The 22858-nt window shown below is 60.4% G+C and carries 16 protein-coding genes; 5 read left to right on the top strand and 11 right to left on the bottom strand.

Features of this window, described 5'->3' with window-relative positions; genetic code table 11:
- Positions 1-6 precede the first annotated feature (6 nt).
- The 3 genes from CGZ77_RS00305 to CGZ77_RS00315 all read right to left on the bottom strand — a co-directional run bounded on the left by CGZ77_RS00305 (position 7) and on the right by CGZ77_RS00315 (position 3715).
- On the bottom strand, positions 7-2040 hold the full coding sequence (locus tag CGZ77_RS00305) for a site-specific recombinase (RefSeq protein ID WP_094031199.1): 2034 nt from the start codon (positions 2038-2040) through the stop codon (positions 7-9).
- Between the two features lie 179 nt (positions 2041-2219).
- A complete protein-coding gene (dapC, locus tag CGZ77_RS00310; RefSeq protein WP_036496729.1) occupies positions 2220-3413 on the bottom strand; it encodes a succinyldiaminopimelate transaminase in 1194 nt (397 codons plus the stop codon).
- Between the two features lie 107 nt (positions 3414-3520).
- Positions 3521-3715, bottom strand: coding sequence for a hypothetical protein (locus tag CGZ77_RS00315; RefSeq protein ID WP_157058159.1), 195 nt, complete (start codon positions 3713-3715; stop codon positions 3521-3523).
- Positions 3716-4015: 300 nt separating this feature from the next.
- On the opposite strand from CGZ77_RS00315, the gene lnt reads away from it, so the two are divergent.
- Positions 4016-5557 (top strand): apolipoprotein N-acyltransferase, encoded by a 1542-nt coding sequence (lnt, locus tag CGZ77_RS00320; RefSeq protein WP_036496761.1) that lies wholly within the window; start codon positions 4016-4018, stop codon positions 5555-5557.
- Here lnt and CGZ77_RS11850 read toward each other — a convergent pair.
- The 3 genes from CGZ77_RS11850 to CGZ77_RS00330 form a co-directional block, all read right to left on the bottom strand.
- On the bottom strand, positions 5461-6204 hold the full coding sequence (locus CGZ77_RS11850) for a hypothetical protein (RefSeq protein WP_157058158.1): 744 nt from the start codon (positions 6202-6204) through the stop codon (positions 5461-5463). The genes lnt and CGZ77_RS11850 overlap by 97 nt on opposite strands.
- Positions 6205-6413: 209 nt before the next feature.
- Positions 6414-7235, bottom strand: a complete 822-nt coding sequence (locus CGZ77_RS00325) for a hypothetical protein (protein WP_157058157.1) — start codon at positions 7233-7235, stop codon at positions 6414-6416.
- Between the two features lie 194 nt (positions 7236-7429).
- Positions 7430-8953 (bottom strand): fumarate hydratase, encoded by a 1524-nt coding sequence (locus CGZ77_RS00330; RefSeq protein WP_009427360.1) that lies wholly within the window; start codon positions 8951-8953, stop codon positions 7430-7432.
- A gap of 222 nt (positions 8954-9175) precedes the next feature.
- On the opposite strand from CGZ77_RS00330, the gene CGZ77_RS00335 reads away from it, so the two are divergent.
- Complete coding sequence (locus tag CGZ77_RS00335; protein WP_009427359.1) at positions 9176-10153, top strand: ABC transporter substrate-binding protein; 978 nt, start codon at positions 9176-9178, stop codon at positions 10151-10153.
- A gap of 78 nt (positions 10154-10231) precedes the next feature.
- Here CGZ77_RS00335 and CGZ77_RS00340 read toward each other — a convergent pair whose 3' ends face one another.
- Positions 10232-11008, bottom strand: coding sequence for a ferredoxin--NADP reductase (locus CGZ77_RS00340; protein ID WP_009427358.1), 777 nt, complete (start codon positions 11006-11008; stop codon positions 10232-10234).
- A 90-nt stretch (positions 11009-11098) separates the two neighbouring features.
- Complete coding sequence (pcnB, locus tag CGZ77_RS00345; RefSeq protein ID WP_036496758.1) at positions 11099-12436, bottom strand: polynucleotide adenylyltransferase PcnB; 1338 nt, start codon at positions 12434-12436, stop codon at positions 11099-11101.
- A gap of 253 nt (positions 12437-12689) precedes the next feature.
- On the opposite strand from pcnB, the gene CGZ77_RS00350 reads away from it, so the two are divergent.
- Positions 12690-13202: a thioredoxin family protein gene (locus CGZ77_RS00350; RefSeq protein ID WP_009427355.1), complete on the top strand. Its 513-nt coding sequence runs from the start codon at positions 12690-12692 to the stop codon at positions 13200-13202.
- 88 nt (positions 13203-13290) lie between these two features.
- Positions 13291-13719 carry an EamA family transporter gene (locus CGZ77_RS00355; protein ID WP_009427354.1) on the top strand — a complete coding sequence of 143 codons (429 nt, stop codon included), beginning with the start codon at positions 13291-13293 and terminating at the stop codon, positions 13717-13719.
- Between the two features lie 79 nt (positions 13720-13798).
- Here CGZ77_RS00355 and CGZ77_RS00360 read toward each other — a convergent pair whose 3' ends face one another.
- Both CGZ77_RS00360 and radA read right to left on the bottom strand, forming a co-directional pair.
- Positions 13799-15022 (bottom strand): aspartate kinase, encoded by a 1224-nt coding sequence (locus tag CGZ77_RS00360; RefSeq protein WP_009427353.1) that lies wholly within the window; start codon positions 15020-15022, stop codon positions 13799-13801.
- 106 nt (positions 15023-15128) lie between these two features.
- Positions 15129-16511: a DNA repair protein RadA gene (gene radA / locus CGZ77_RS00365; RefSeq protein ID WP_009427352.1), complete on the bottom strand. Its 1383-nt coding sequence runs from the start codon at positions 16509-16511 to the stop codon at positions 15129-15131.
- A gap of 302 nt (positions 16512-16813) precedes the next feature.
- Here radA and CGZ77_RS00370 point away from each other — a divergent pair, with 302 nt between their 5' ends.
- Complete coding sequence (locus CGZ77_RS00370; protein ID WP_198344877.1) at positions 16814-18949, top strand: M3 family metallopeptidase; 2136 nt, start codon at positions 16814-16816, stop codon at positions 18947-18949.
- Positions 18950-19414: 465 nt separating this feature from the next.
- On the opposite strand, the gene CGZ77_RS12210 is transcribed toward CGZ77_RS00370, so the two are convergent.
- On the bottom strand, positions 19415-22786 hold the full coding sequence (locus CGZ77_RS12210) for a hypothetical protein (RefSeq protein ID WP_009427348.1): 3372 nt from the start codon (positions 22784-22786) through the stop codon (positions 19415-19417).
- Positions 22787-22858 lie beyond the last annotated feature (72 nt).

Here is a 22858-nt window from a genome sequence, read left to right on the forward strand (position 1 = left end):
TTCTGTCTATTCTTTGGCTTTGCCGTTTGCGCCGCCGCCGTTTCCGTTTCCGCCTGCGGCGGCGGGGGGCTGCACGGGGAAGAGGAGGTTGAGGGGGTTGGCTTTGATTTGCAGCCACAGGGTGTCGATGAGTTTGGACAGGCTTTCGATGCGGGTGCCGCGCGAGCGCAGGGCGACGGTGAGGGCGAGGGAGAAGCTGACGACGAGGTTTACCGCGCCTATCATCAGGACGAAGGCGAGGTTGAGCAGGAAGTAGAGGAAGCCGCTGTGATCGCTGACGGCGGCGTAGCCGAGGTTGGCGGAGGAAAAGGCAACATGGCGGATGTCGAGCGGCAGGCCGAGCAGGTGGCCGAACCAGCCGGTCATGCCCAGCAGCATACCGAAGATGAAGTTGCCCGCCAGCGAGCCGTAGTGGCGGTGGAGGTAGTCGGCCAGCCATTCGCGCAGGCGCAGGGGCAGCAGGCGTTTGAGCAGGGGCTGGACGGTGAGGCGGCGGCGCAGGTTGAGGTAGTCGGCGCGGTTGTCGTAGAAGCCCGAGATGATGCCGGAGCAGAAGAGCCACACGCCTGCGATGGCGGCATACCAGAGGGTGGGCTGGGTGAAGGGTTGCAGGGATTTGAACTGGTAGGCGGCGCCGTGGGCGTCGAGCATGGGTGCGCCGGTGCGGGCGGAAACGGCGGCGGCGGCGAGGGAAGCGACGATAACGGCGGCGACGACGTTGCCGAACACGGCCACGGCCTGCGAGCGGGCGACGTCGATGAGGAGTTTGGCTAGTTTGCCTTCGACGGCGCGGGCGCCTGCTTTGTGTTCGACGTGTTCGGCGATGCGGGCGGCGGTCATGGCGGGCTGTTTGGTGGCGACGGTGCAGCCGACGATGTGGATGAACATGAAGCCGATGCCGTAGTTCAGTCCGGCGAGAAAGGCGGTGGTGAAGTCGCCGAGGCCGAGGCCGGTAATGCGGATTTTGTTGCCGGCCATCAGGGCGATGATGACGCCGCCGCCTGCGGCGGAGGCGAGCATGGCGAAGTATTCGCGTTTGTTGCGGGTGATGTAGTGTTCGCCGTGGCCGCTGGTGTTTTCGCTGATGCTTTTGGCGAGCATATTGATGCTGCGGCGGCGCAGGAGGGTGGTGCTGTGCTGTTCGACGGCGGCGGTGGTGAGCGATTCGAGCAGGCGCACGCAGTGGCGGCGGCATTCTTTTTCGTCGGGCGCGGTTTGGATGTCGAGCAGGACGGTGAGGCGGTCTAGCGTTTGCGACAGGCGCTCGAGCAGGTGGGCGACTTTGACCGACGAACCCGCGCCCGCGCCCGTGCCTTTGCGGCGCAGGCGTTCGACTTGGGCGCGGCATTGTTCCATCATCACGGCGATGTGGGCGGTGTCGTAGTGTTCGGTTTGGCCGCTGCGGTAGTGGGCGACGAGGCGGCTGATTTCCTGATGCAGGGCGACGAAGGCGGAATCGACTTCCATCAGCTTGGGTTCGAGGCGGGTGAATTCGGGCTCGAGTTCTTCGGCGGCCACCCAGATGGAGAGCATTTCGAGGGCGTGCAGCCGCGCTTGTTCGAGGTGGCGGGAGGCCGTCTGAAAGGCGGCGGCTTCGCTGTGGCGGCCGAGGATGTCGTAGAGCGACAGCCATTGGTGCAGGCTGACGGTTTGCAGCCATTTTTCGTCGTTTTGCGAGTGGAAAAGGTAGAGGAAGACGTCGCGCAGGTTGTTCAAATCTTTGAAAGAAGGCATGAAGCGCTCGTAGATGCGGATGCCCATTTCGCGGGCGAAGCCGCTGCGCGAGAAGATGCCCAGGCCGACGAGGGCGGGGTAGATGTGGATACTGGCGAGCCAGCGGTGGAACTGCGTGCCGAAGGTTTCGGCCAGTTCGGGGTTCTGCCGCAGGGCATCCAGCAGTATGTCGAAACGCTGTGAGGCGCGTTTGACGCCGCCGTCGCGCAGGAATTGGACGATGGCGTTGAGGATGTAGGACATGTCTTTTTCGGACAGGGCGGCGGCCAGAAGGGCGGGAAGGTTGTCGGCTGTGATTTTTTTCATGTTGTCCGCAGGGTAGGGTAGGTGGTGTGGGAGTGGAAAATAGCGGAAAAGGGCGGGATGTGTAAAGGCCGTCTGAAAAGCATGGGGCTTTTTCAGACGGCCTTTGCCGTTTTTTATGCCGCACGCCGTTTCGCAGACAGGCGCGGCAGGCGGGTTGCGGAGAATTTTTTCAGACGGCCTCATGCGTCGCGGCGTCGGAAGAGTTCCACCATGCGGCGCGCGCCTTCGAGGCAGTCTTCGAGCGGGGCGACGAGGGCGATGCGCACATAGCCGCGGCCGGGGTTGCCGTCGGCCGTGTCGCGGGCGAAGAAGCGGCCGGGCAGCACCTGCACGGCGGCTTCGCGCCACAGTTTTTGCGTGAAGGCCAAATCGTCGCCGTCGGGCACTTTGAGCCAGATGTAAAACGAGGCTTCGGGCACGGCAAGGTCAAACGCCTGCCGCAATACGGGCACGACGCGCTCGAATTTTTCGCGGTAGAGGCGGCGGTTTTCGGCGACGTGCGCTTCGTCGTCCCAGGCGGCGATGCTGGCGCGCTGGACGGGCAGGCTCATGGCGCTGCCGTGGTAGGTGCGGTAGAGCAGGAAGGGGCGCAGCAGATCGGCGTCGCCCGCCACGAAACCCGAGCGCAGGCCGGGGGCGTTGGAGCGTTTGGAGAGGCTGGTGAACATGACGATGCCTTTGCGGCTTCGTCCAAGTTGCGCGGCGGCCTGCAAGGCGCCTGTCGGTTTTTGGTCGGAATAGATTTCGGAATAGCATTCGTCGGCGGCGATCACGAAGCCGTATTTGTCCTGCAAGGCAAACAGTTTCTGCCAGTCGGCAAGGCTCATCACGCTGCCGCTGGGGTTGTCGGGCGAGCAGGCGAAGAGGATTTTGACGTGCGGCCAGATGTCGGCGGGAACGGAATCCCAGTCGGGCAGAAAGCGCGGCGGGGTGCTGTTGGCAAAATAGATTTCGCCGCCGCCGAGGAAGGTGGCGCCTTCGTAAATCTGGTAAAACGGGTTGGGGCAGACGACAATCTGCCGATCGTGTGCGGCGGGGTCGAGCACGGTTTGGACGAAGGAAAAGAGGGCTTCGCGGCTGCCGAGCACGGGCAGGATTTCGCTTTCGGGGTCGAGACGCAGGCCGTCGTAGCGGCGTTCCAGCCAGCGGGCGCAGGCTTGGCGCAGCTCGGGCAGGCCTGCGGTGAGCGGGTATTGGGAAAATTCTGCGGCAGAGGCGGCGAGTGCGTCGGTAATCAGGGCGGGCGTGGGGTGCTTGGGTTCGCCGATTTGCAGCATGACGGGTTTGAGGTGCGCGGGCGGGGTGATGCCCTGCATGGCTTCGCGCAGGCGGGCGAAGGGGTAGGCTTGGAGTTTGTCTAAGAGGGAATTCATGGCGGAAAAAACGGAAAAAAGAAGCGGCGATTCTAGCAGAACGGGCGGCGGAATAAAGAAAGGCCGTCTGAAAAAACGTTTTCAGACGGCCTGTTTGTGCGGCGGCATCAGGCGACGGCGAAACCTGCGTCGGTGATGGCTTTTTTCACGGCTTCGACGTCCATGCCCTCGGCGTGGGTAACGACGACGACGCCGGTTTCAAAGTTGGCGTTCACCATGCGCACGTTTGCCACTTCCTCGGCTTTGGCGATCAGTTTGCGGGAATCTTCTTTGCTGGCCATTCCGGTCACATTCAGTTTCATTTGCGGCATATTTCTTTACCTCTCGTTAAAGTATCCAATAAATAAGAATGAGTAATCCATTGTCTCTCCCCGCTTTGTTTTGTCGCACATCCGGCTTTGGCCGAACGCATAGTTGCGGGGAAAACGGGGCGATTGTCTACCTAATCGCCCGGCTTGTCTATCATTTATTCTGATGTCGTTTATGGTTGCGGCATTTTGACAAGTCGTTGAAAGGCCGTCTGAACGGGCGCGGCGCGGCGCGGCGGCGGGTTTTTCGGTAGAATGCCGCGCCTTGTCCACGAGAGCCTTTTTGCGAGCGATATGTTTGCCAAACTCGACACCTTCTGGCGCCGCCGCGCCGTGTATTGGCCGCTGCTGCTTCTGCTGGCCGCCGCCACGCCGCTGTGCTTCGCGCCGTATTACCGCTTCTGGCTGATGCCGCTGCTGTTTGCCGCCTTTATCCGCCTGCTCGAACTGCGCCCGCAGGTACGCGTGCGCAGCGCTTATTTGTTCGGCTTTGCCGCCTATTGCTGCCAGTTTTACTGGATACACACCGCGCTGCACGACATCTCCGGCCTGCCCAATCTCTACGCCCTGCCGCTCACCGTGCTGCTGCCCGCCTATCTCGCCCTGTTTCCCGCCGCCGCCGTGTGGCTGTGGGGCAAAACCCGTTTGAACCGCAGCCTGTCAGTAGGGCTGGCGCTGCCCGTGTTTTGGACGCTGGCCGAATTCGCCCGCGAACGGCTGATAACCGGCTTCGGCTGGGGCGCGCTCGGTTATTCGCAAATCGCCGACGCCTCGCCGCTGGCCGGATTCGCGCCTTTGGGCGGCATCCATCTGGTGACGTTTGCTACCGCGCTGGCCGGCGCATGGCTGGTGTTGCTTGTCGACGGAGAAGGCCGTCTGAAAATCCGTGCGGCCTTTGCCTGCGGCGTGCTTGCCCTGCTGGCGGCGGGACATTTCGCCAAAGAGGCGGATTTCACGCAGCCGACCGGCCAAAGCAGCACCGTCGCCCTCGCGCAGGGCAACATCCCGCAAACGCTGAAATTCCGTGAAGACCAGGTACTGCCGACCCTGCGGCGCTACTACGGCCAAATCGCCCAAACGCAGGCCGACATCGTTATCCTGCCCGAAACCGCCATCCCCGTCATGTTGCAGGATTTGCCTGACAGCGTGTTGGCCGAATTTGCCGAAGCCGCGCGGCAGAACGGCAGTGCGCTGGCCGCAGGCGTTATCCGTCTCACTTCAGACGGCCTCAACTACCAAAACGCCGTCGTCGACCTCACCGGCTTTCAAAACAACGCGCAAACGCTGCCGTATTACGCCAAAAACCACCTCGTCCCCTTCGGCGAATACAAACCCCTGCCCGCGCTGACCGAACCGCTTTACGCCATGATGGACATGCCCCTGTCCGACTTTCGCGCGGGCGGCGGCAGCCAGGAGCCTTTGGCGATGAAAAACCAGCGCATCGCCTTCAACATCTGCTACGAAGACGGCTTCGGCGACGAACTGATTTCCGCCGCCGCCCGTTCCACGCTGCTGGCCAACGCCAGCAACCTGGCCTGGTATGGCAACTCCAACGCCATGTACCAGCACTTGCAGCAGTCGCAGGCACGCGCCCTCGAACTCGGCCGCCAGATGGTGCGCGCCACCAACACGGGCGCCACCGCCGTTATCGACAGGAAAGGCCGCGTCACGGCGCTGGCTGCCGCCGATACCGACACGGTGCTGACGGCAAGGGTGGAAGGTTACACGGGCGAAACGCCTTATATGAAACTGGGCGGCTCGCTGCCTCCGATCGGCCTGCTGTCTGCCGTTGCGATTGCCTTGTTGGCGGTGGGGCGTAGGAAAAAGGCTGTCTGAAAACGAAATCCGACGAAGTCAAAATGCGCTTGCTGCGGGGTTGGAACTGCCCGTATTTTGACTGCGTTCGCGACGACGCAAAACAAAACGCCGGAACGTTTTCCGTTCCGGCGTTTCTTTTTGGTTTGGCGCATTGGTTTGGCGCATGGCAAGGTGGTTTCCCGTTGTCCGCAAGCCTTCGCCAAATCTTGGAGGCCGTCTGAAAGCGGGATCTCAACGAAATTAAAAATAGCGCGTGCCGCCATTTCCGCAGAGGCGGAAATCTTTTTGGCTGCACGGAAATAATTGCATAAGCAGAAATCCGGTTCGCCTCCGCCAAAATTTCCGCTTTCAGACGGCCTCTTTGATTTGCGCGGCAGGCGGACAAAAAAATGCACACATTTTTTCAAATGTGTGCCAAGTCTACAAAGGAGAAATAGAGGAGAAACTGTCAAACGGCTGCTGTCAGCCGCCCAACGCCGCGCATTATCGGCAAGCGCTGCGGCAGCGTCAAGTTTTCGCGCCTCTGTTTTGCATAAAATGGAACATTCTTGATAAAAACACACAAAAACGAAAAATAAGGAAGGTTTTGGAACGTTATTTTCTGTTGTTGTTTTCGTTTTTGTATTGGAAAGACGGATGCGGAAGCTGCGGACAAAAAAATGCACACATTCGCGGGAATGTGTGCCAAGTCTACAAAGGAGAAATAGAGGAGAAACTATCAAACTGTCATTAGCAACGGCTTGACGGCGCGCATTATCGCGGCCGCGTTGCGCCCGGTCAAGCGTCTGCCGTTGTTTCCGGCAGCGCTTTGCTGCATTCGCGCAACAGCCGCGTTGCGTTTCGTTTTTGTTTCTTTCGCAACAAAGTGCGACATTCAGCGGTAGCCGACCGTGACGGGGTCGCGTTCGGCAGGTTCGAACCAAATGTCGCGGTAGGCGGCGTAGACGGTGAGATAGCCGAGGATGTTGAGGGCGAGCAGCAGGGCGCTCAATACATAGGAAGCAACACCTTCGCGCAGGCCGGGAAGGGTGAGTATTACGATATAGAAGAACGCGAAACAGACGCCGCACAAGGCCAGCGGCAGGATGTTTTTCACGGCGGCCTTGGCGCTCAGCAGGATGGCGGCAAACGGGGTTTCGCTTTGCAGGAACACCAAAACGGGGGCGAAACCGAGCAGCAGCTGCCACGACAGATACCAGAAAACCAGCAGCAGGACGAGGGAAACCGGCAGGGTGGCGATGCCCTCCGTATTGCCGAGCCAGCCCAGTGCGTTGGCCGCGCCGTACAGCAGCAGAGCCCAAGCGACGGCAGACAGGAACATCAGAACAAACAGCAGCACGAACTCGAATATCTTGCTATCGAAGATGGCAAACAGATGGCCGATGCGCGGCGGCGTTTCTTCGTATTCCTGAAACGAAGCGGCAGACATGATGCCGCCCGCCTTAAAAAGTACGAACATGCCGTACACTGCCGCCCCTATCATGCCCGAGTAGGTCATGATGCCTTTGCAGATTTCTTCTGCGACGAACAGCACGAGGGCAATCAGCATCCATGCCGCCCAATATTCGCGAAACAGCAAAAACGCTTCGTGTATCCAGCCGATGCCGCGCCCGATGCTGCGTGCGGCGGGTTGGTCGAGCAGGCGTTCGTCTTCTTCGCCGGCGGTGTCTCCGTTGTCTGTAAAAACGTCCTGCATGGTTTTCTCCTTATTGTCGGCCGTTGGCATTTTTCTGTCCGGTCAAACAGATACAGACGGATACTAACATAATTTTACTCTGTTTCCGTATCTTTACATACAGCGGTGTTTGGAGGCCGTCTGAAAGGCAAAGGCCGTCTGAAAACCTTTTTTGGGCTTTCAGACGGCCTTTGGCCTGATTGCGGCCGGACGGGTCAGGCTTCGACGGGGATGATGCCGATTTTGGCCTGCCACTGTTTCGGGGCGACGGCGTGGACGGATTGTCCCTGCGAGTCGACGGCGACGGTGACGGGCATGTCTTTCACTTCAAATTCGTAAATCGCTTCCATGCCCAAATCGGCAAAGGCGACGACTTTGGCTTCTTTGATGGCTTTGGCAACGAGGTAGGCCGAGCCGCCGACGGCCATCAGGTACACCGCACGGTTGTCGGCGATGGCCTGACAGGCGGCCGCGCCGCGTTCGGATTTGCCGATCATGCCCAAGAGGCCGGTTTGTTCGAGCATCTGGCGGGTGAATTTGTCCATGCGGGTGGCGGTGGTGGGGCCGGCGGGGCCGACGACTTCGTCGCGCACGGGGTCGACGGGGCCGACGTAGTAGATGAGTTTGCCGTTCAAGTCTACGGGCAGGGTTTCGCCGCGGTCGAGCATTTCGGTCATGCGTTTGTGGGCGGCGTCGCGGCCTGTGTAGATTTTGCCGTTCAGCAGCAGCACGTCGCCCATTTTCCAGGTGGCGACTTCTTCTTTGGTCAATTCGTTTACATTGACGCGGCGGCCGTTTTTCGGGTTGTAGGTGATGTCGGGCCAGTCTTCGATGGTGGGCGGGGTGAGGACGGCGGGGCCGCTGCCGTCGAGTTCGAACTCAATGTGGCGGGTGGCGGCGCAGTTGGGAATCATGGCGACGGGTTTGGAAGCGGCGTGGGTGGGGTAGTCGAGAATTTTGACGTCGAGCACGGTGGTGAGGCCGCCCAAGCCCTGTGCGCCGATGCCCAGCGCGTTCACCTTTTCAAAAAGTTCCAAACGCAGGGCTTCGACGGTGGAGAGTTCGGCGCCCGCGGCGGCTTTTTCCTGCAATTCGTGGATGTCGATGTGGCTCATCAGCGATTCTTTGGCCATCAGGGCGGCTTTTTCCGGCGTGCCGCCGATGCCGATGCCGAGGATGCCGGGCGGACACCAGCCGGCACCCATTTCGGGCACGGTTTTCAGCACCCAGTCGACAATGGAGTCGGAGGGGTTGAGCATGACGGTTTTGGCTTTGTTTTCCGAGCCGCCGCCTTTGGCCGCGCAGGTGATTTCAACTTTGTCGCCGGCGACGATTTCCATGTGGACGACGGCGGGGGTGTTGTCTTTGGTGTTGCTGCGTTTGCCGGCGGGGTCGGCCAGCACGGAGGCGCGCAGCTTGTTGTCGGGGTTGGTGTAGGCGCGGCGCACGCCTTCGTTCACCATCTCCTGCACGCTCATGTCGGCCTCCCAGCGCACGTTCATGCCGACTTTGAGAAAGACGGTGGCGATGCCCGTGTCCTGGCAGATGGGGCGGTGGCCTTCGGCGCACATACGGCTGTTGACGAGGATTTGCGTCATGGCGTCTTTGGCGGCGGGGTTTTCTTCCTTCTCCCACGCTTTGCCTAGGGCTTTGATGTAGTCGACGGGGTGGTAGTAGCTAATGAATTGGAAGGCGTCGGCAATACTGCGGATGAAGTCTTCCTGTTTGATTACGGTCATGGGTGTTCCTTTATATTTGAAAGATGTTTTTGTTATTGCCTGCCGCGGCCTTTTCAGACGGCCTGAAACAGGCTTGCGGCAGGCGCCGCAGGATAGCATAAAGGCCGTCTGAAAGCACAGAAAGGCGCTTTCAGACGATCTGCCTTTACCTGATTGCAGTTTGGGCGCAGAATAAACGCGAATGTTCATTAATTAAGGCCGTCAACCAAAAGGAGAAAACCCATGCAGTTCAACCGACGCGAATTTTTGAAAATCACCGCCGCGCTGGCGGCCGCCGGCGCATCGCCCGCGCTCTTGGCCGCAGCCAAAGAGCAGTTTACCGTTTACGGCGCACCCGCGCTGCCGAGCATGATTATCGCCGTGGCTGCCTTGCAGGGGCAGCTGGCCAAACAGGCTGATGTGTCGCTGAAAATCTGGCGCTCGCCCGACCAGCTTCGCGCGGGTGTGGCAAGCGGCCAGTTTAAAGTGATGATGAGTCCGAGCAACGTGGGCGTAAACCTGCGCAACCAAGGCCGCAAAGTCGGCATGGTCAACATCCTCACCAACGGCATCACGCAGCTTGTCTGCAAAAACAAGGCCGTTGCCTCGCCGCAGGAGTTGGCGGGCAAAAAAATCCTCGTGCCGTTTAAAAACGATATGCCCGACATCGTGTTACAAGCCCTGTTGAAAAAACTCAAAATCGACGCGGCCAAAGTCGGCATTACCTACGCCGCCACGCCCGCCGAAGCCGTCGGCCTGTTTTTAGGCAAAGATTTCCACGCCGCCATCCTGCCCGAGCCGATGGCATCCGCGTGCATCCTGCGCGGCAAAACCATGGGCGCAAACATCGTGCGCGGCTTTGATTTGGTGAAAGCCTGGGGGCAGGCGTTCGGCACCAAAGCCCTGATTCCGATGGCGGGCATCATCGCCGACGAAGCCTATTTCCACGCGCACAAAGCGCAATTCGACACCTTCCACCAAGACTTGAAAAACGCGCTCGCGTGGATAAACGGCCACCGCGCCGAAGCTGCCAAAATCGGCAAAAACTACCTGCCCGCGCCCGAACCGGCCTTAGTGTCGGGCATAGACGGCGCAAGGCTCACCGTAACCAAACCCTCTGAAATCAAAACCGAAATCCTGCATTTTTACGAAATCCTGATGCAGTTCAATCCGAAGCTCTTGGGCGGAAAAATGCCCGACAGCGGCTTCTTCCTCGCCTGAGCAACACTATAAAAGGCCGTCTGAAAACCTGTTTTTCGGTTTTCAGACGGCCTTTTTATGCGGAAAAACGTGCGGCGCTTACTGGTCGACAAACGCACGCTCAATCAGGAAGTCGCCGCGCACGCCGACTTTGGGCGATTCGACAAGACCGAAATCGTTGAGCACCTGGCGCGTGTCTTTGAGCATGGCGGGGCTGCCGCAGAGCATGGCGCGGTCGTCTTCTTTGTTGATGGGGGGCAGGCCGATGTCTGCAAAGAGTTTGCCCGAGCGCATCAGGTCGGTGAGGCGGCCGTGGTGTTTGTAGTCTTCGCGCGAGACGATGGGGTAGTAAATCAGTTTGTCGCGCACGAGTTCGCCCAGGTATTCGTCGTTAGGCAGCTCTTGGGTGAAGCGCTCGTAATAGGCCAGGTCTTTTTGGTAGCGCACGCCGTGGACGAGGATGACTTTTTCAAACATTTCGTAGATGTCGGGGTCTTTGGTGACGGCCAAAAACGGCGCGATGCCGGTACCGGTGGACAAAAGATACAGGTGTTTGCCGGGATTGAGGTCGCCCGCCACCAGTGTGCCGGTGGGCTTTTTGCTGATGAGCACGTCGTCGCCGACTTTGAGGTGTTGCAGGCGGCTGGTGAGCGGGCCGTCCTGTACTTTGATGCTGAAAAATTCGAGGTGTTCTTCGTAGTTGGCGGAAGCGACGCTGTAGGCGCGCATCAGGGGTTTGCCGTCGACCATCAGGCCGACCATGACGAACTGGCCGTTTTCAAAACGCAGGCTTTCGTCGCGGGTGCAGGTGAAGGTGAAGTAGGCGTCTGTCCAGTGGTGGACGGAGAGGACTTTTTCTGTGTTGAATGCTGCCATTGGGGTTTCCTGTGTCGTATGGGTAAAAGGGTCGGAGGCCGTCTGAAAAGGGTAATTTTGTTGAAGCTCTGCTTTCAGACGGCCTGATCTTTAAGATTCGGCCGTGCCGGAAGACGTTTTGCGTTTGCGCGGACGGCGGCGGCGTTTTTTGCGCGGCTCGCCCTCTTGGGCGGGGGCGGCAGTCATGGCGGCGCGCTCTTCTTCGTCTGCGTGCTGGAAGCTTGTCCACCAGTCGGCCGTTTCCTGCGGCGCATAGCCGAGTTTGGTGCGCAAAACGAGGAAATCGTAGGCGGCGCGGAAACGCGGCTGGGCGAGCAGGCGGTGCGGACGGGTGCCGCGGCGGTGGTCGAACTGGGGTTGGAGTATCCAGATTTCGCGCATGGTGGCGGAGAATTTCTGCGGCACGCCCCAGCCTTTTTCCATGGTTTCGCGCAGGTCGGACACGGCGCCGGTGAGGGCGGGGGCGGCTTTTTCGCCCAATTCCATGCGTTTTTGCCAGAGGCTGTTGAGCCTGTCCCACATCAGGGCGGCGAGGACGAAGCCGACGGAAACGGATTTGTCGGCGCGGATGCGCTCGTCGGTGTTTTTCAGCGAGGCGGCAACCATGTTGGGGCGGTTGTCGCGGGCGGCTTCCTGCAATGCGTCGAGCAGCGGATGAACGGCGGTGTCGATGCCGAGGGTGTGGAATTGGGCGAGGCAGCGGCGGGCATGGCCGGAGAAGAGCAGCTTCATGATTTCGTCGAACAGGCGGGCGACGGGTTCTTCTTTCAGACGGCCTGCGTATTTGGGAATCGGCGCGGCGGTGCGCTCTTCGACGGTGAAACCGAGTTTGCCCGCCAGCCGCACGGCGCGCAGCACGCGCACGGGGTCTTCCTGATAGCGTTCGGCCGGATCGCCTATCATCACGAGGCGGCGGGCTTTGACGTCGGACACGCCGTTGTGGAAATCGTGGATTTCGTGTTTTATCGGGTCGAAGTAGAGGGCGTTGCAGGTGAAATCACGCCGGCCGGCGTCTTCGGCCAGCGTGCCGTAGGTGTTGTCCTTCATGATGCGGCCGTGTTCGTTCTGCACCGCGCCGCCGCTGCCGCGGAAGGTGGTGACTTCGATGGTTTCCGGGCCGATTTGGACGTGGACGATGCGGAAGCGGCGGCCGATGATGCGGCTGCGGCGGAAGAGGGCGCGCACTTCTTCGGGCGTGGCGTTGGTGGCGACGTCGAAGTCTTTCGGTTCGGCGCCGATCAGCAGGTCGCGCACCGCGCCGCCGACGATATAGGCTTCGTAGCCTGCCTGTTGCAGGCGGGAAACGGTTTTTTCGGCGGCCAGGCTGATGTCGCCCGCGCTCAGGCCGTGTTCGGAATGGGAAATGGTTTGTTTGGCGCTTGCGGCGGCAGGTTTGCCCGCCATTTTGCGCCAGAGTTTTTTCAGCATGCGTGTTTCCAAAATCGCGCCGTCCGAAACGCGGTTTCGTGAAAAACCTTTGCCCAATCTTGTGTGCGCCACAATGCTCGGCAAAGGTTTCAGACGGCCTCGGTTTAACTGTGTCAAAAAATGGCGCGCATTATACCCGCCGCGGCGCGGGAAGTGGAACAAAAGGCCGTCTGAAACACGGTTTTAACTTTGCTTTCAGACGGCCTTTACGCGGCGTAAAATAAAGCATCCCAACCCGAAAAAGGAGAGCAGCATGAATATGAAACAAACGGCGGCGCTGGTGTTGGCGGCGGCCGCGCTGACCGCCCATGCCGGCGGCAGAACAGAGGCCGAGTGGAAGCAGATGGAGACGGCAGTACGCCTGTCGGCGGAAAACACCAAGCGTTATCAGGATACTTACAGCGACATTTATTTCGACTTGGGCAGCCTGACTGCGGCCGAATTCGAGCGGCGCGTGGCGGCGGGTGACACGGTATACGCCTACATCGGCCGCCCGAGCTGCGGCGACTGCAACGCCTTCGAGCCGCTGTTCAAACGCTACATTGCGCAACGCAGACTCGACGGCAAAATCTGGTTTGTCAACGTCCACCGCCTGCATCAGGACAAGGAAAAATGGCAGGCGTTCAAACAGCGCTACGGCCTGTCGGGCACGCCCGTGCTGGCGAAATACGCCGGCGGCAGGCAGCAGAACAAGCTGGATTTTGAGGACAACGGCGGCATCCGCGCCAAGGATTTGGAGCGTTGGCTGGATGCCAACGGGCTGTAAACGGGCTTTTCAGACGGCCTCTTTATTTTTGCCAAAGGCCGTCTGAAAATGTTTTACCGCTGTTTGGCAGGAAAGGAGCAATAGCAATATGGCACATTCATGGTTTTACTGGGCTTTGGCTTCGGCCTTTTTCGCCGCGCTGACGGCAATTTTCGCCAAAGCGGGCTTGCAGGGTATCGATTCCGACTTCGCCACATTTATCCGCACGCTGGTGATTATTGCCGCGCTGGCGGCCTTTCTCAGCTACGCGGGCAAATGGCAGGGCGTGGGTGCGTTCACAGCGAAAAACTGGACGTTTCTCATTCTGTCGGGTCTGGCGACGGGTGCGTCGTGGCTGGCCTATTTCAAGGCTTTGCAGATGGGCGAGGCGTCGAAAGTGGCACCGGTCGACAAATTCAGCATTGTTTTGGTCGCGCTCTTTGCCGTCGTGTTCCTGAAAGAGCGGCCGTCGTCGCAGGAATGGCTGGGCATCGCCATGATTGCGGGCGGCGTGCTGACGCTGGCTTTGAAGAGATAGGCCGTCTGAAATATAAAAAGGCCGTCTGAAAACCCGATTCGGGGTTTTCAGACGGCCTTTTGACATCGTTGCAGCGGGATTAGGCCTGTTCCAAGCCGAAGGTTTTGTGCAGCACGCGGGTAGCCAGTTCCATGTATTTCTCGTCGATCAGCACGGAAACTTTGATTTCGGAGGTGGAAATCATCTGGATGTTGATGCCTTCTTCGGCCAGGGCGCGGAACATCTGCGCCGCCACACCCGCGTGCGAGCGCATGCCGACGCCGACGATGGAGACTTTGCACACGGTGTCGTCTCCGTTTACTTCGGCTGCGCCGAGATCGGATTTGAGGCCGTTCATCAGGTCGAGCGTCGGTTTGTAGTCGCCGCGCGGCACGGTGAAGGAGAAGTCGGTGGTGCCCTGAGCGCCGACGTTTTGGATGATCATGTCCACTTCTATGTTGGCGTCGGCGATGCTGCCGAGTATCTGGTAGGCGATGCCGGGTTTGTCGGAGACGCCGCGCACGTTGATGCGGGCTTGGTTTTTGTCGAATGCGATGCCTTTTACAACCGCTTTTTCCATGTTTTCGTCCTCTTCAAAGGTAATCAGGGTGCCTTCGCCGCCGTCTTCCAGGCTGCTCAATACGCGCAGGCGCACTTTGTATTTGCCGGCAAATTCCACCGAGCGGATTTGCAGAACTTTCGAGCCGAGGCTGGCCAACTCGAGCATTTCTTCAAAGGAGATGGTGCTCATGCGGCGGGCTTCGGGCACGACGCGCGGGTCGGTGGTGTAGACGCCGTCGACGTCGGTGTAAATCTGGCACTCGTCGGCTTCCAGCGCGGCGGCCAGGGCGACGGCGGAGGTGTCCGAGCCGCCGCGGCCGAGAGTGGAAATGTCGCCGCCTGCGGTCACGCCTTGGAAACCGGCAACGATAACGACGCGGCCTTCTTTCAGGTCGGCGCGCATTTTGCCGTCGTCGATATGGTCGATGCGGGCTTTGGTGTGCGCGTCGTCGGTTTGCACGGCGACCTGCCAGCCGGTGTAGCTTTTGGCGGGCACGCCGATATCTTTCAAGGCCATAGCCAGCAGGCCGATGGTGACCTGCTCGCCGGTGGCGAGGACGACGTCCAGCTCGCGCGGGTCGGGGAATTCCTGCATTTCGTGCGCCAGTGCCACCAAGCGGTTGGTTTCGCCGCTCATCGCGGACACCACCACGACCACGTCATGACCTTCGGCGCGGGCTTTGGCGACACGTTTGGCAACGTTTTTGATACGTTCGGGCGAACCGACCGAGGTGCCGCCGTATTTTTGTACGATAAGTGCCATTTTCGTGCTTTCTTGTGTGGAGAATCGAAAAAGGCGGCATTATTGCCATTTTTCGCCGTGCCGACAAGGCGTTTGGCAGGCTTTCAGACGGCCTTTCGCGCCCGTTTCACCCGTCTGCCAAATCCCGACACAGCCGCACCGCTTCATCCAGCCGCTCCACGCCGTAAATCTGCAGATTGGGAAACTCTTTGGCGTTGCGCGGCAGGTTGGCTTTGGGGACGATGGCGCGTTTGAAGCCGAGTTTTTCCGCTTCTTTGAGCCGCTCCTGCCCGCGGGCGACGGGGCGCACTTCGCCGCTGAGACCAATCTCGCCGAAGGCGACCATTTTCTCGGGCAGGGCTTTGTTGCGGAAGCTCGATACCATCGCCAGTATCACCGCCAAGTCGGAAGCCGGTTCGCCGATTTTCACGCCGCCGACGGCGTTGAGAAACACGTCTTGGTCGAAGCAGGCGATGCCGGCGTGGCGGTTGAGCACCGCCAAGAGCATGGACAGGCGGTTTTGTTCCAGCCCTACTGTTAAACGTTTGGGCGTGAAGCCGTGCGCGTCGTCCACCAGCGCTTGGATTTCCACCAAGAGCGGGCGGCTGCCTTCCTGCGTTACCAGCACGCACGAGCCTGCCACGTCGTCGCGGTAGCTGGCGAGAAAAATGGCGGACGGGTTGGACACGCCTTTCAGGCCCGTTTCGGTCATGGCGAACACGCCCAATTCGTTGGCCGCGCCGAAGCGGTTTTTGATGGCGCGGATCATGCGGTAGTTGGAATGCTGGTCGCCTTCAAAATAAAGCACGGTGTCCACCATGTGTTCCAGCACGCGCGGGCCGGCGATGGCGCCGTCTTTGGTAACGTGTCCGACAAAAATCATGGCGATGCCCATCTGCTTGGCGATGCGGGTGAACTGGGCGGCGCACTCGCGCACCTGCGACACGCTGCCGGGGGCGGATGTGATTTGGTCGGAATACATGGTTTGGATCGAGTCGATAACCACCACGCCCGGGTGGTGCTGCTTTAAGGCAGCCTGAACGGCTTCCAGACGGATTTCCGCCAGCAGGTTCACGCCTTCGGCATTCAGCCCCAAACGCTGGGCGCGCAGGGCGACCTGTTGCGCGGATTCTTCACCCGACACATACAGCACTTTGCGTTTTTTCGCCATCAGGGCAATGGTTTGCAGCAGCAGGGTGGACTTGCCGATGCCCGGGTCGCCGCCCAGCAGAATCACCGCGCCGTCCACCAGCCCGCCGCCGAGCACGCGGTCGAGCTCGCCCATGCCGGTGGCTTCGCGCGGCACTTCCACCGCGCTGACGCGCGAGAGTTCCTGCACCTGCGTACTCTCCGCCGCCCAAGATTGGAAGCGCGCGTTTTTCGGCTCGGGCGCGGCGACGCTTTCCTGCAAGGTGTTCCACTCGCCGCAATGCGGGCATTTGCCCTGCCATTTGACGGCGGTGCCGCCGCATTCGGAGCATTGGTAGATGGTTTTGGGGGCTTTTGCCATGGGGAATTCCTTGCGTGTGGGGTGGGGGTTCAGGCTGCTTTTGGGGCGGGCGGATAGGCAGCCCGAAAGCGGGATTGGGATGGTTTCAGACGGCCTTCCCGTTCGAGGCCGTCTGAAAAGGCCGTCTGAAAGGAGAAACGTTTTTTCAGACGGCCTGAATCTCCCGAAGCTGCCCGGGCGCCTGCAAACGGGCGCGGGCATTATGCGGTTTTCGCTTCGGAATGCAAGATGCGCGGCTGCCTTGCCGATTTCGTAAAGACACGTTAAATTATGCCGTATTCCGCAAACCCGAAGGAGAACCCATGCAACTTCACCGCCGCCGATTCCTGCAAACGGGCGCAGCCCTTGCCGCTGCGTTTGCCCTGCCGCTGCCCTTATCTGCCGCCGCGCAGCCTTTGCCGCTGCCATTGCCGGAGCATCTGAAAAACAATCCGCTCTTAACATTCGGCCGCCTGCCCGACTTTGCCGCCATCAAGCCCGAACACATTAATCCTGCGGCGGATTTTCTGCTGAAAAAACACCGCGAGGCGGTGGAAACGTTGAGCCGCCAGCCCGACATCACTTGGGAAAACTTTTATCTGCCCTTGGAAGACATTACCGCCAAACTGGAATACGCCTGGGGCATCGCCGAGCATCTGGTGAGCATGGACGGTTCAGACGGCCTGCGCCGCGCGTTTGAAACTGCCGAGGCGAAAAACAGCGAATATTGGGCGTGGTACGGCCAAAACACGCAGCTTTACCGCGCGTTTGAAAAGCTGAAAAACGGCGCGGCCTTTGCCGGTTATACGCAGGCGCAAAAAGCGGCGGTGGAACTGGCTTTGCGCGATTTCAAGCTCTCGGGCGTGGCTCTGCCTGCGGCGAAGAAAAAGCAGTTTGCCGCCATCAGCCGCCGCTTGGTCGAATTGCGTACCAAGTTTGACAACAATGTGGTTGATGCGGTGAAGCATTGGGAAAAACTCGTTGCCGACAAGGCCGATTTGGACGGCCTTACCGAAAACGCGCTGGCCGCCGCCGCCGAATCGGCCAAAAGCAAAGGCAAAAAGGGCTACCGTTTTACGCTGGATTACCCTTCGTACTCCGCCATCATGACCTACTGCCGCAACCGCCAGCTGCGCGCCGAACTCTACCGCGCCTATGCCAACCGCGCCGCGCTGCGCGGCAAATGGGACAACACGCCCGTTATCGAAGAAATTTTGAAGCTACGCCTGCAACAGGCCAAGCTCTTGGGCTACCGCAATTACGCCGAATACGCGCTGCAAACGCGCATGGCCGAAAGCCCGCAGCAGGTTTTGGGTTTTCTCAACGATTTGAAAACGCGCAGCAGGGCGCAATGGTTTAAAGAAACCGAAGAGCTGCAGGAATACGCCCGCGCTTCAGACGGCCTCGACAAGCTCGAAGTGTGGGACACCGCCTATTACGCCGAAAAACAAAAAACCGAACGCTATGCCGTGGATAAAGAAAGCCTGCGGCCGTATTTCCCGCTGGAAAAAGTCTTGTCCGGCCTGTTTGCCGTGGCCAACCGCCTTTACGGCATCAGCGTGCGCGAGAAAAAAGACGTGTCGGTGTGGCATCCCGACGTGCGCTTTTTTGAAATTTACGACGAGGCCGGCCGCCACGCCGCATCGTTTTACACCGACATTTTCGCCCGCGAAGGCAAACGCGGCGGCGCGTGGCAAAAAGGCTGGCTCAGCCGCTGCCGCCTTTCCGACGGCACCGAGCAAAAACCTGTGTCGTTTATCGTGTGCAACTTCGGCAAATCGGCCGACGGCAACAACCTGCTTTTGCACGACGAAGCCGTAACCCTGTTTCACGAATTCGGCCACGGCCTGCACCAAATGCTCACCCAAATCAACGTCGCCGCCGTATCCGGCATCAACGGCGTACCGTGGGACGCGGTGGAATTTCCCAGCCAGATGCTGGAAAACTGGGTATGGAACAAAGAAGTATTGCCGCTGGCTTCCGGCCACTACCAAACCGGCGAGCCGCTGCCGCCCAAGCTCATCGACGGCCTGATTGCCGCCAAACGCTACCTTGCCGCCCGCCAGCTCAACCGCCAGATCGAATTTGCCCTCAGCGATTTCCGCCTGTACCACGAATATCGCGGCCAAGCGGGCTTGGCGGACAAAATCCGCCGCGAGCTGCAACAAGGCTCGCCGCTGCCCGAACCCGACTGGGTACACCGCGCCCAATCGTTCGGCCACATCTTCAGCGGCGGCTACGCGGCAGGCTACTACAGCTACCTGTGGGCGGAAGTATTGGCCGCCGACGGCTACGCCTATTTTGAAGAACACGGCGTACTCAGCCGCAAAGCGGGTCAGCATTTCCTCGACACCTTCCTCGGCCGGGGCGGCTCGCGCAAAGTCGCCGATATGTACCGCGCCTTCCGCGGCCGCAACCCCGACACCGCCGCACTCTTGAAATCCTACGGCATCAAATAGGCCGTCTGAACGCGCCGCGTGCCGGCGTTTCGCATATGTGTGTTGACAGCAAAAGGCCGTCTGAAACCGAAATTTGGTTTCAGACGGCCTTTTGGGTTTCAGACTGATTGAAGGCCGTTTCCGCCTGCGCGGGAATGACGTTTCTGAAACTTATCAAGCAACAGAGTTCCCTCTCCCGCTCGTACCCCTTCGGGGCATAAACGGGGGAGGGTTAGGGTGGGGGCTGCGCCGCTGCGGAAAATTTTGCGGGCGGCGGAAAATGCAGTTCTGCGAACTGCCACCCCCTCCCCAACCCTCCCCCGCGCGGGCGCAGGAGAGGGGGTAAGGTGCGTGGTGGGATTTTCGGTTTCAGAAATGTTATCCCCGCGCGATTCATGCGGAGATGGTCTGAAAATGTCGGATACAAGTATCCGACCTACGGCCGAACCGAGATTCGGCTTTCAGACGGCCTTTCTGCCTTACCGTTTACGCGGCGGGGAAGCGTTCGAGCAGGCGCAGTACGGTGCGGGTGAGCAGCAGGTGCAGCCAGGCGGCCAGCATCAGGGCGGGGTAAAAGAGCAGCAGGCCGTGCGGGTGGAGGGTTTCGGGTAGGGGAATCATCAGCACGGCGGCAATCACGGCGGTTTCGAGAATCAGACCGTATTGCCTGTTCATGGCGGTGCGCAGGGTGTAGGCGGGTATCAGCAGCAGCCACAACACGCCCGCCGCTATGGCGGCAAAGGGGCGCAGCGGTATGGAGGCCGTCTGAAAACGGGCAGCGCGGCCGATAAAGGCGGCGATGCGCTCGAAACGCGCCCTGCGGTCGAAAAACAGAAACAGGTTGGCGTTGAACCACAGCAAAACGGCGGCCAAAGCGTCGAGCCGCATATTTTCGGGCAGAGCCTGCGCTATCCATTCGACGGTGGGGGCGAGGCTGAGCAGGGCGGCCGTCCAGTTCCAGTTCCATGTGCTGTCGGTCTGTTTGTCGCCGAAGCAGTGGGGAAAGTAGTAGAAGGCACTCGCGGCGAAGCAGCAGAAGGTAATCAGGCCGTTGTATTCGCCGTCGGGCATGATGTGCGCCACTACGGACTGCAGGGCGGGCAGGGTGATGAGGAACAGGGGCACGGCTTTGGGGTGGTATTTGATGCGCGGCCATGTGGTTTGCAGCCAGTTTGCCAGCCAAGGAATATTGGCGGGCAGGCCGACTAAGAGGCTGTAGCCGACAATGGAAAGCGCGGTGAAGAGAGCGCCGGCGAACAGCCCGACAAGGATGCCCCACGGCAAGGATTGGCCGCCTTCGCTCGGCGAAAACCAAACGCCCGCGGTGATGCAGGCGGAAAGGATGATGATGAGCCAGGCGCCGCGCCATTCGCTGCCCCATTCAAACAGCCGGTAGAGGGAGGGATGGAAGGCGGCGGTTTCGTCGCGTTCGGCAGGATCGGTTTCGCGGCTGACTTCCGGCCAGACTGCCATCACGGCGCAGGCAGCGGCCAGGCTGCGCCAAAAACCGGGGCTGCGGCCGAGGAAGCGGGCGAAGGCGCGGGTGTAGGGCATGATGCGGGGCGGGTTGCCGAGGCCGTCTGAAAGGGTTTCTTGGGCAGACGAACCGTCTGTGCCTGTTATGCCTATGCCTGCCAAAAGGGCGGCGGTGCGGCGGTAGGCGGCGAGCCGTTCGGATTCCGTGGGCGAGAGGATTTGGTTGCGGAAGTCTTCGTGCCAGCGGAAATAGTCCGCCCACTGCGTCCACAGCAGCGGATGGGTGATGCGCCTGCGGCGCAGGAAGTCGGCGAAATGCGGCGAAACTTCGTCGGCGCCGCCCAAAGGCAGATCGTCGAGCATGGCGCGGATTTGCGGCCACGCCTGCACCAGCGCGGCGCTGCCGTCCTTGTCGTTGCATTCTTGCAGGAAAGCGAAGATGTGATCGGCTTCGAGGCCGTCTGAAAAGCCGAGACCGTCTGAAAAACCGTCTGCGCCGTATTCTGTGTCTGCGCCGTCTTCTTCCGTTTCGGCGAAGCGGCGCGGCACGTCGGCATCGGGTATGGGCGTGCCGTAGTGTTCCTGCCAAAGCAGCAGCAGGCGGCGCGACAGGCGCTGCGGCTGCGGCCAGCAGGAGAGGAAGGCGGTGACGGTGTCGTAGTCTTCGTAATGGGTTTTTTCGAGTTCGCGGGCAAGCTGCGGCCACGCTGCCAGCAGGCCGCCGCTGCCTTCCTGCCAATAGGTGCGGCAGATGCGGCGGATCAGGCCGGCGGCGTGCACGGACACGGCTTCCGGCCACGATGGGGAGAGTAAGGCGGCAGCGGGAAAGTCCTGCGCTTCGAGCCGCCGCCAGTGTTCGAGTTCCGCCGCTTCGCCTGCGTCCAAAAGATGGCGGTAGAACGGGGCGAACCAGTTGAAGCTGTCGGCGAAAAGCAGCCACAGCTGCGGGCTGTCGAGGCCGCGTTCGCGCAAAAAGGCGGCAAGGCCGTCTGAAACGGCGTCGATTGCCTCGGGCGGTATCTCGTGCAGCAGGGTTTCGATGCGCGTGCGCTGTTGCAGTAGGGCGGCGCTGCCTCCTTCTGCCGCGAACTTGTCGAGCAGGGCGAAGAGGCGTTCGGACGGATCGGCGGGAACGGTTTCGGCATCGGTACTGGCGGCCAGCAGGCGCGTTTCTTCCGTGGAAAACAGGTTGGGGAAGCTGTCGGCCGTCCAGCCGAAATATTTTGCCCAACGCTGCCAGACAAGCGGCGCGGTGATGCGGTCGTGCAGGAAGGCGGCGCATTGGCGGGAGAGCCTGTCGGCCGAGCCGAGCGGGAAGCGGTTGAACAGGTCGCGCGTTTGCGGCCAGCATTCCGTCAGTTTTTTGTCGCCGCCTTCTGCAAACCAATTTTCCAACTGCACGGCCAGTTGCGCCGAAAGTTCCGCTTCGCTTTCGCGGCTGCGCGGCGGTGGGGCGGGGGTTTGCAGGGTGTCTTGGCGGTAGGCGGCGAGGTTTTCCAGCTCTTCTTCGCTGAGGCGGTTGCCCGACAGGAAGGAGCGGTTGTAGTCGCCCCAGCCGAAATATTCCGCCCACGAGAGCCAAAGGTGCGGGTTGCGGATTTGCCGCCGCCGCAGCCATTGCAGGCAGTGGTAGGCAAGGTAGCCCGTGTCTTCGAGGGGGAAGGCGGCGAATGCCGTTTCGATTTCGTCCAGATGTTCGAGTACGGGGCGGATGCCGTCGCTGTCGTACCAGCGGTCTATCTGGCTGAACAGGGCGCGCACGCTTTCCTGTGCGTCCACGCCCGCTTCGGGCTCGGCTTCGACAATAAACAGTCCGGCAAAAAAGTCGTCTTCTTGGTTTTCAGACGGCCTCTCCTGATATTCCTGACCGGCGGACAGGCCGTAGTCTTTCTGCCAGCGTTGCCGCAGTTTTTTCGGCAGGCCGCTGGGCTGTTGCAGCCATCCGGCCAAGTAGCCGAGCACTTCGCCGCGCTCGTATTCGTCAAGCGCGGCGATGCGGCGGGCAATCGGCGGCCACAGTTTGAGCAGGCCGCGTCCGCCCGCTTGGTGGTGAATGTTTTGGATGTGGCGGATGATGCGGTCGGCACTTTCAGACGGCCTTGCCGTGTCGTCGGCTTCGCCAAGGCCGTCTGAAAACGGCTGCCCGTCTGCGCGGCCTGTTTCGGCTTCGCTGTCTTCGTTGTCAAACGACCAGTCGTCGTCTTCATCATCGGTTGCCAGATAGGGCGCGATGGCCAGCGCTTCGTCGAAGGCTTCGCGCAGGGTTTGATAGGCGGCCGCGTCGTCGTCGGGACGGGTGGTTTTTAAAAGTTTGGCGTAGGCGCGGCGGATGGCGCGCGTATCGTTGGTCGGTTCGATGTGGAGGATTTGCCAGCAGGACATAACAGGCTTTCGGTGGGAGGCCGTCTGAAAACAGCATTTTTGGTTTCAGACGGCCTTTTGGTGCAGACAGAG

The sequence above is a fragment of the Neisseria sp. KEM232 genome (assembly GCF_002237445.1).
In the GTDB taxonomy this organism is placed as follows: domain Bacteria; phylum Pseudomonadota; class Gammaproteobacteria; order Burkholderiales; family Neisseriaceae; genus Neisseria.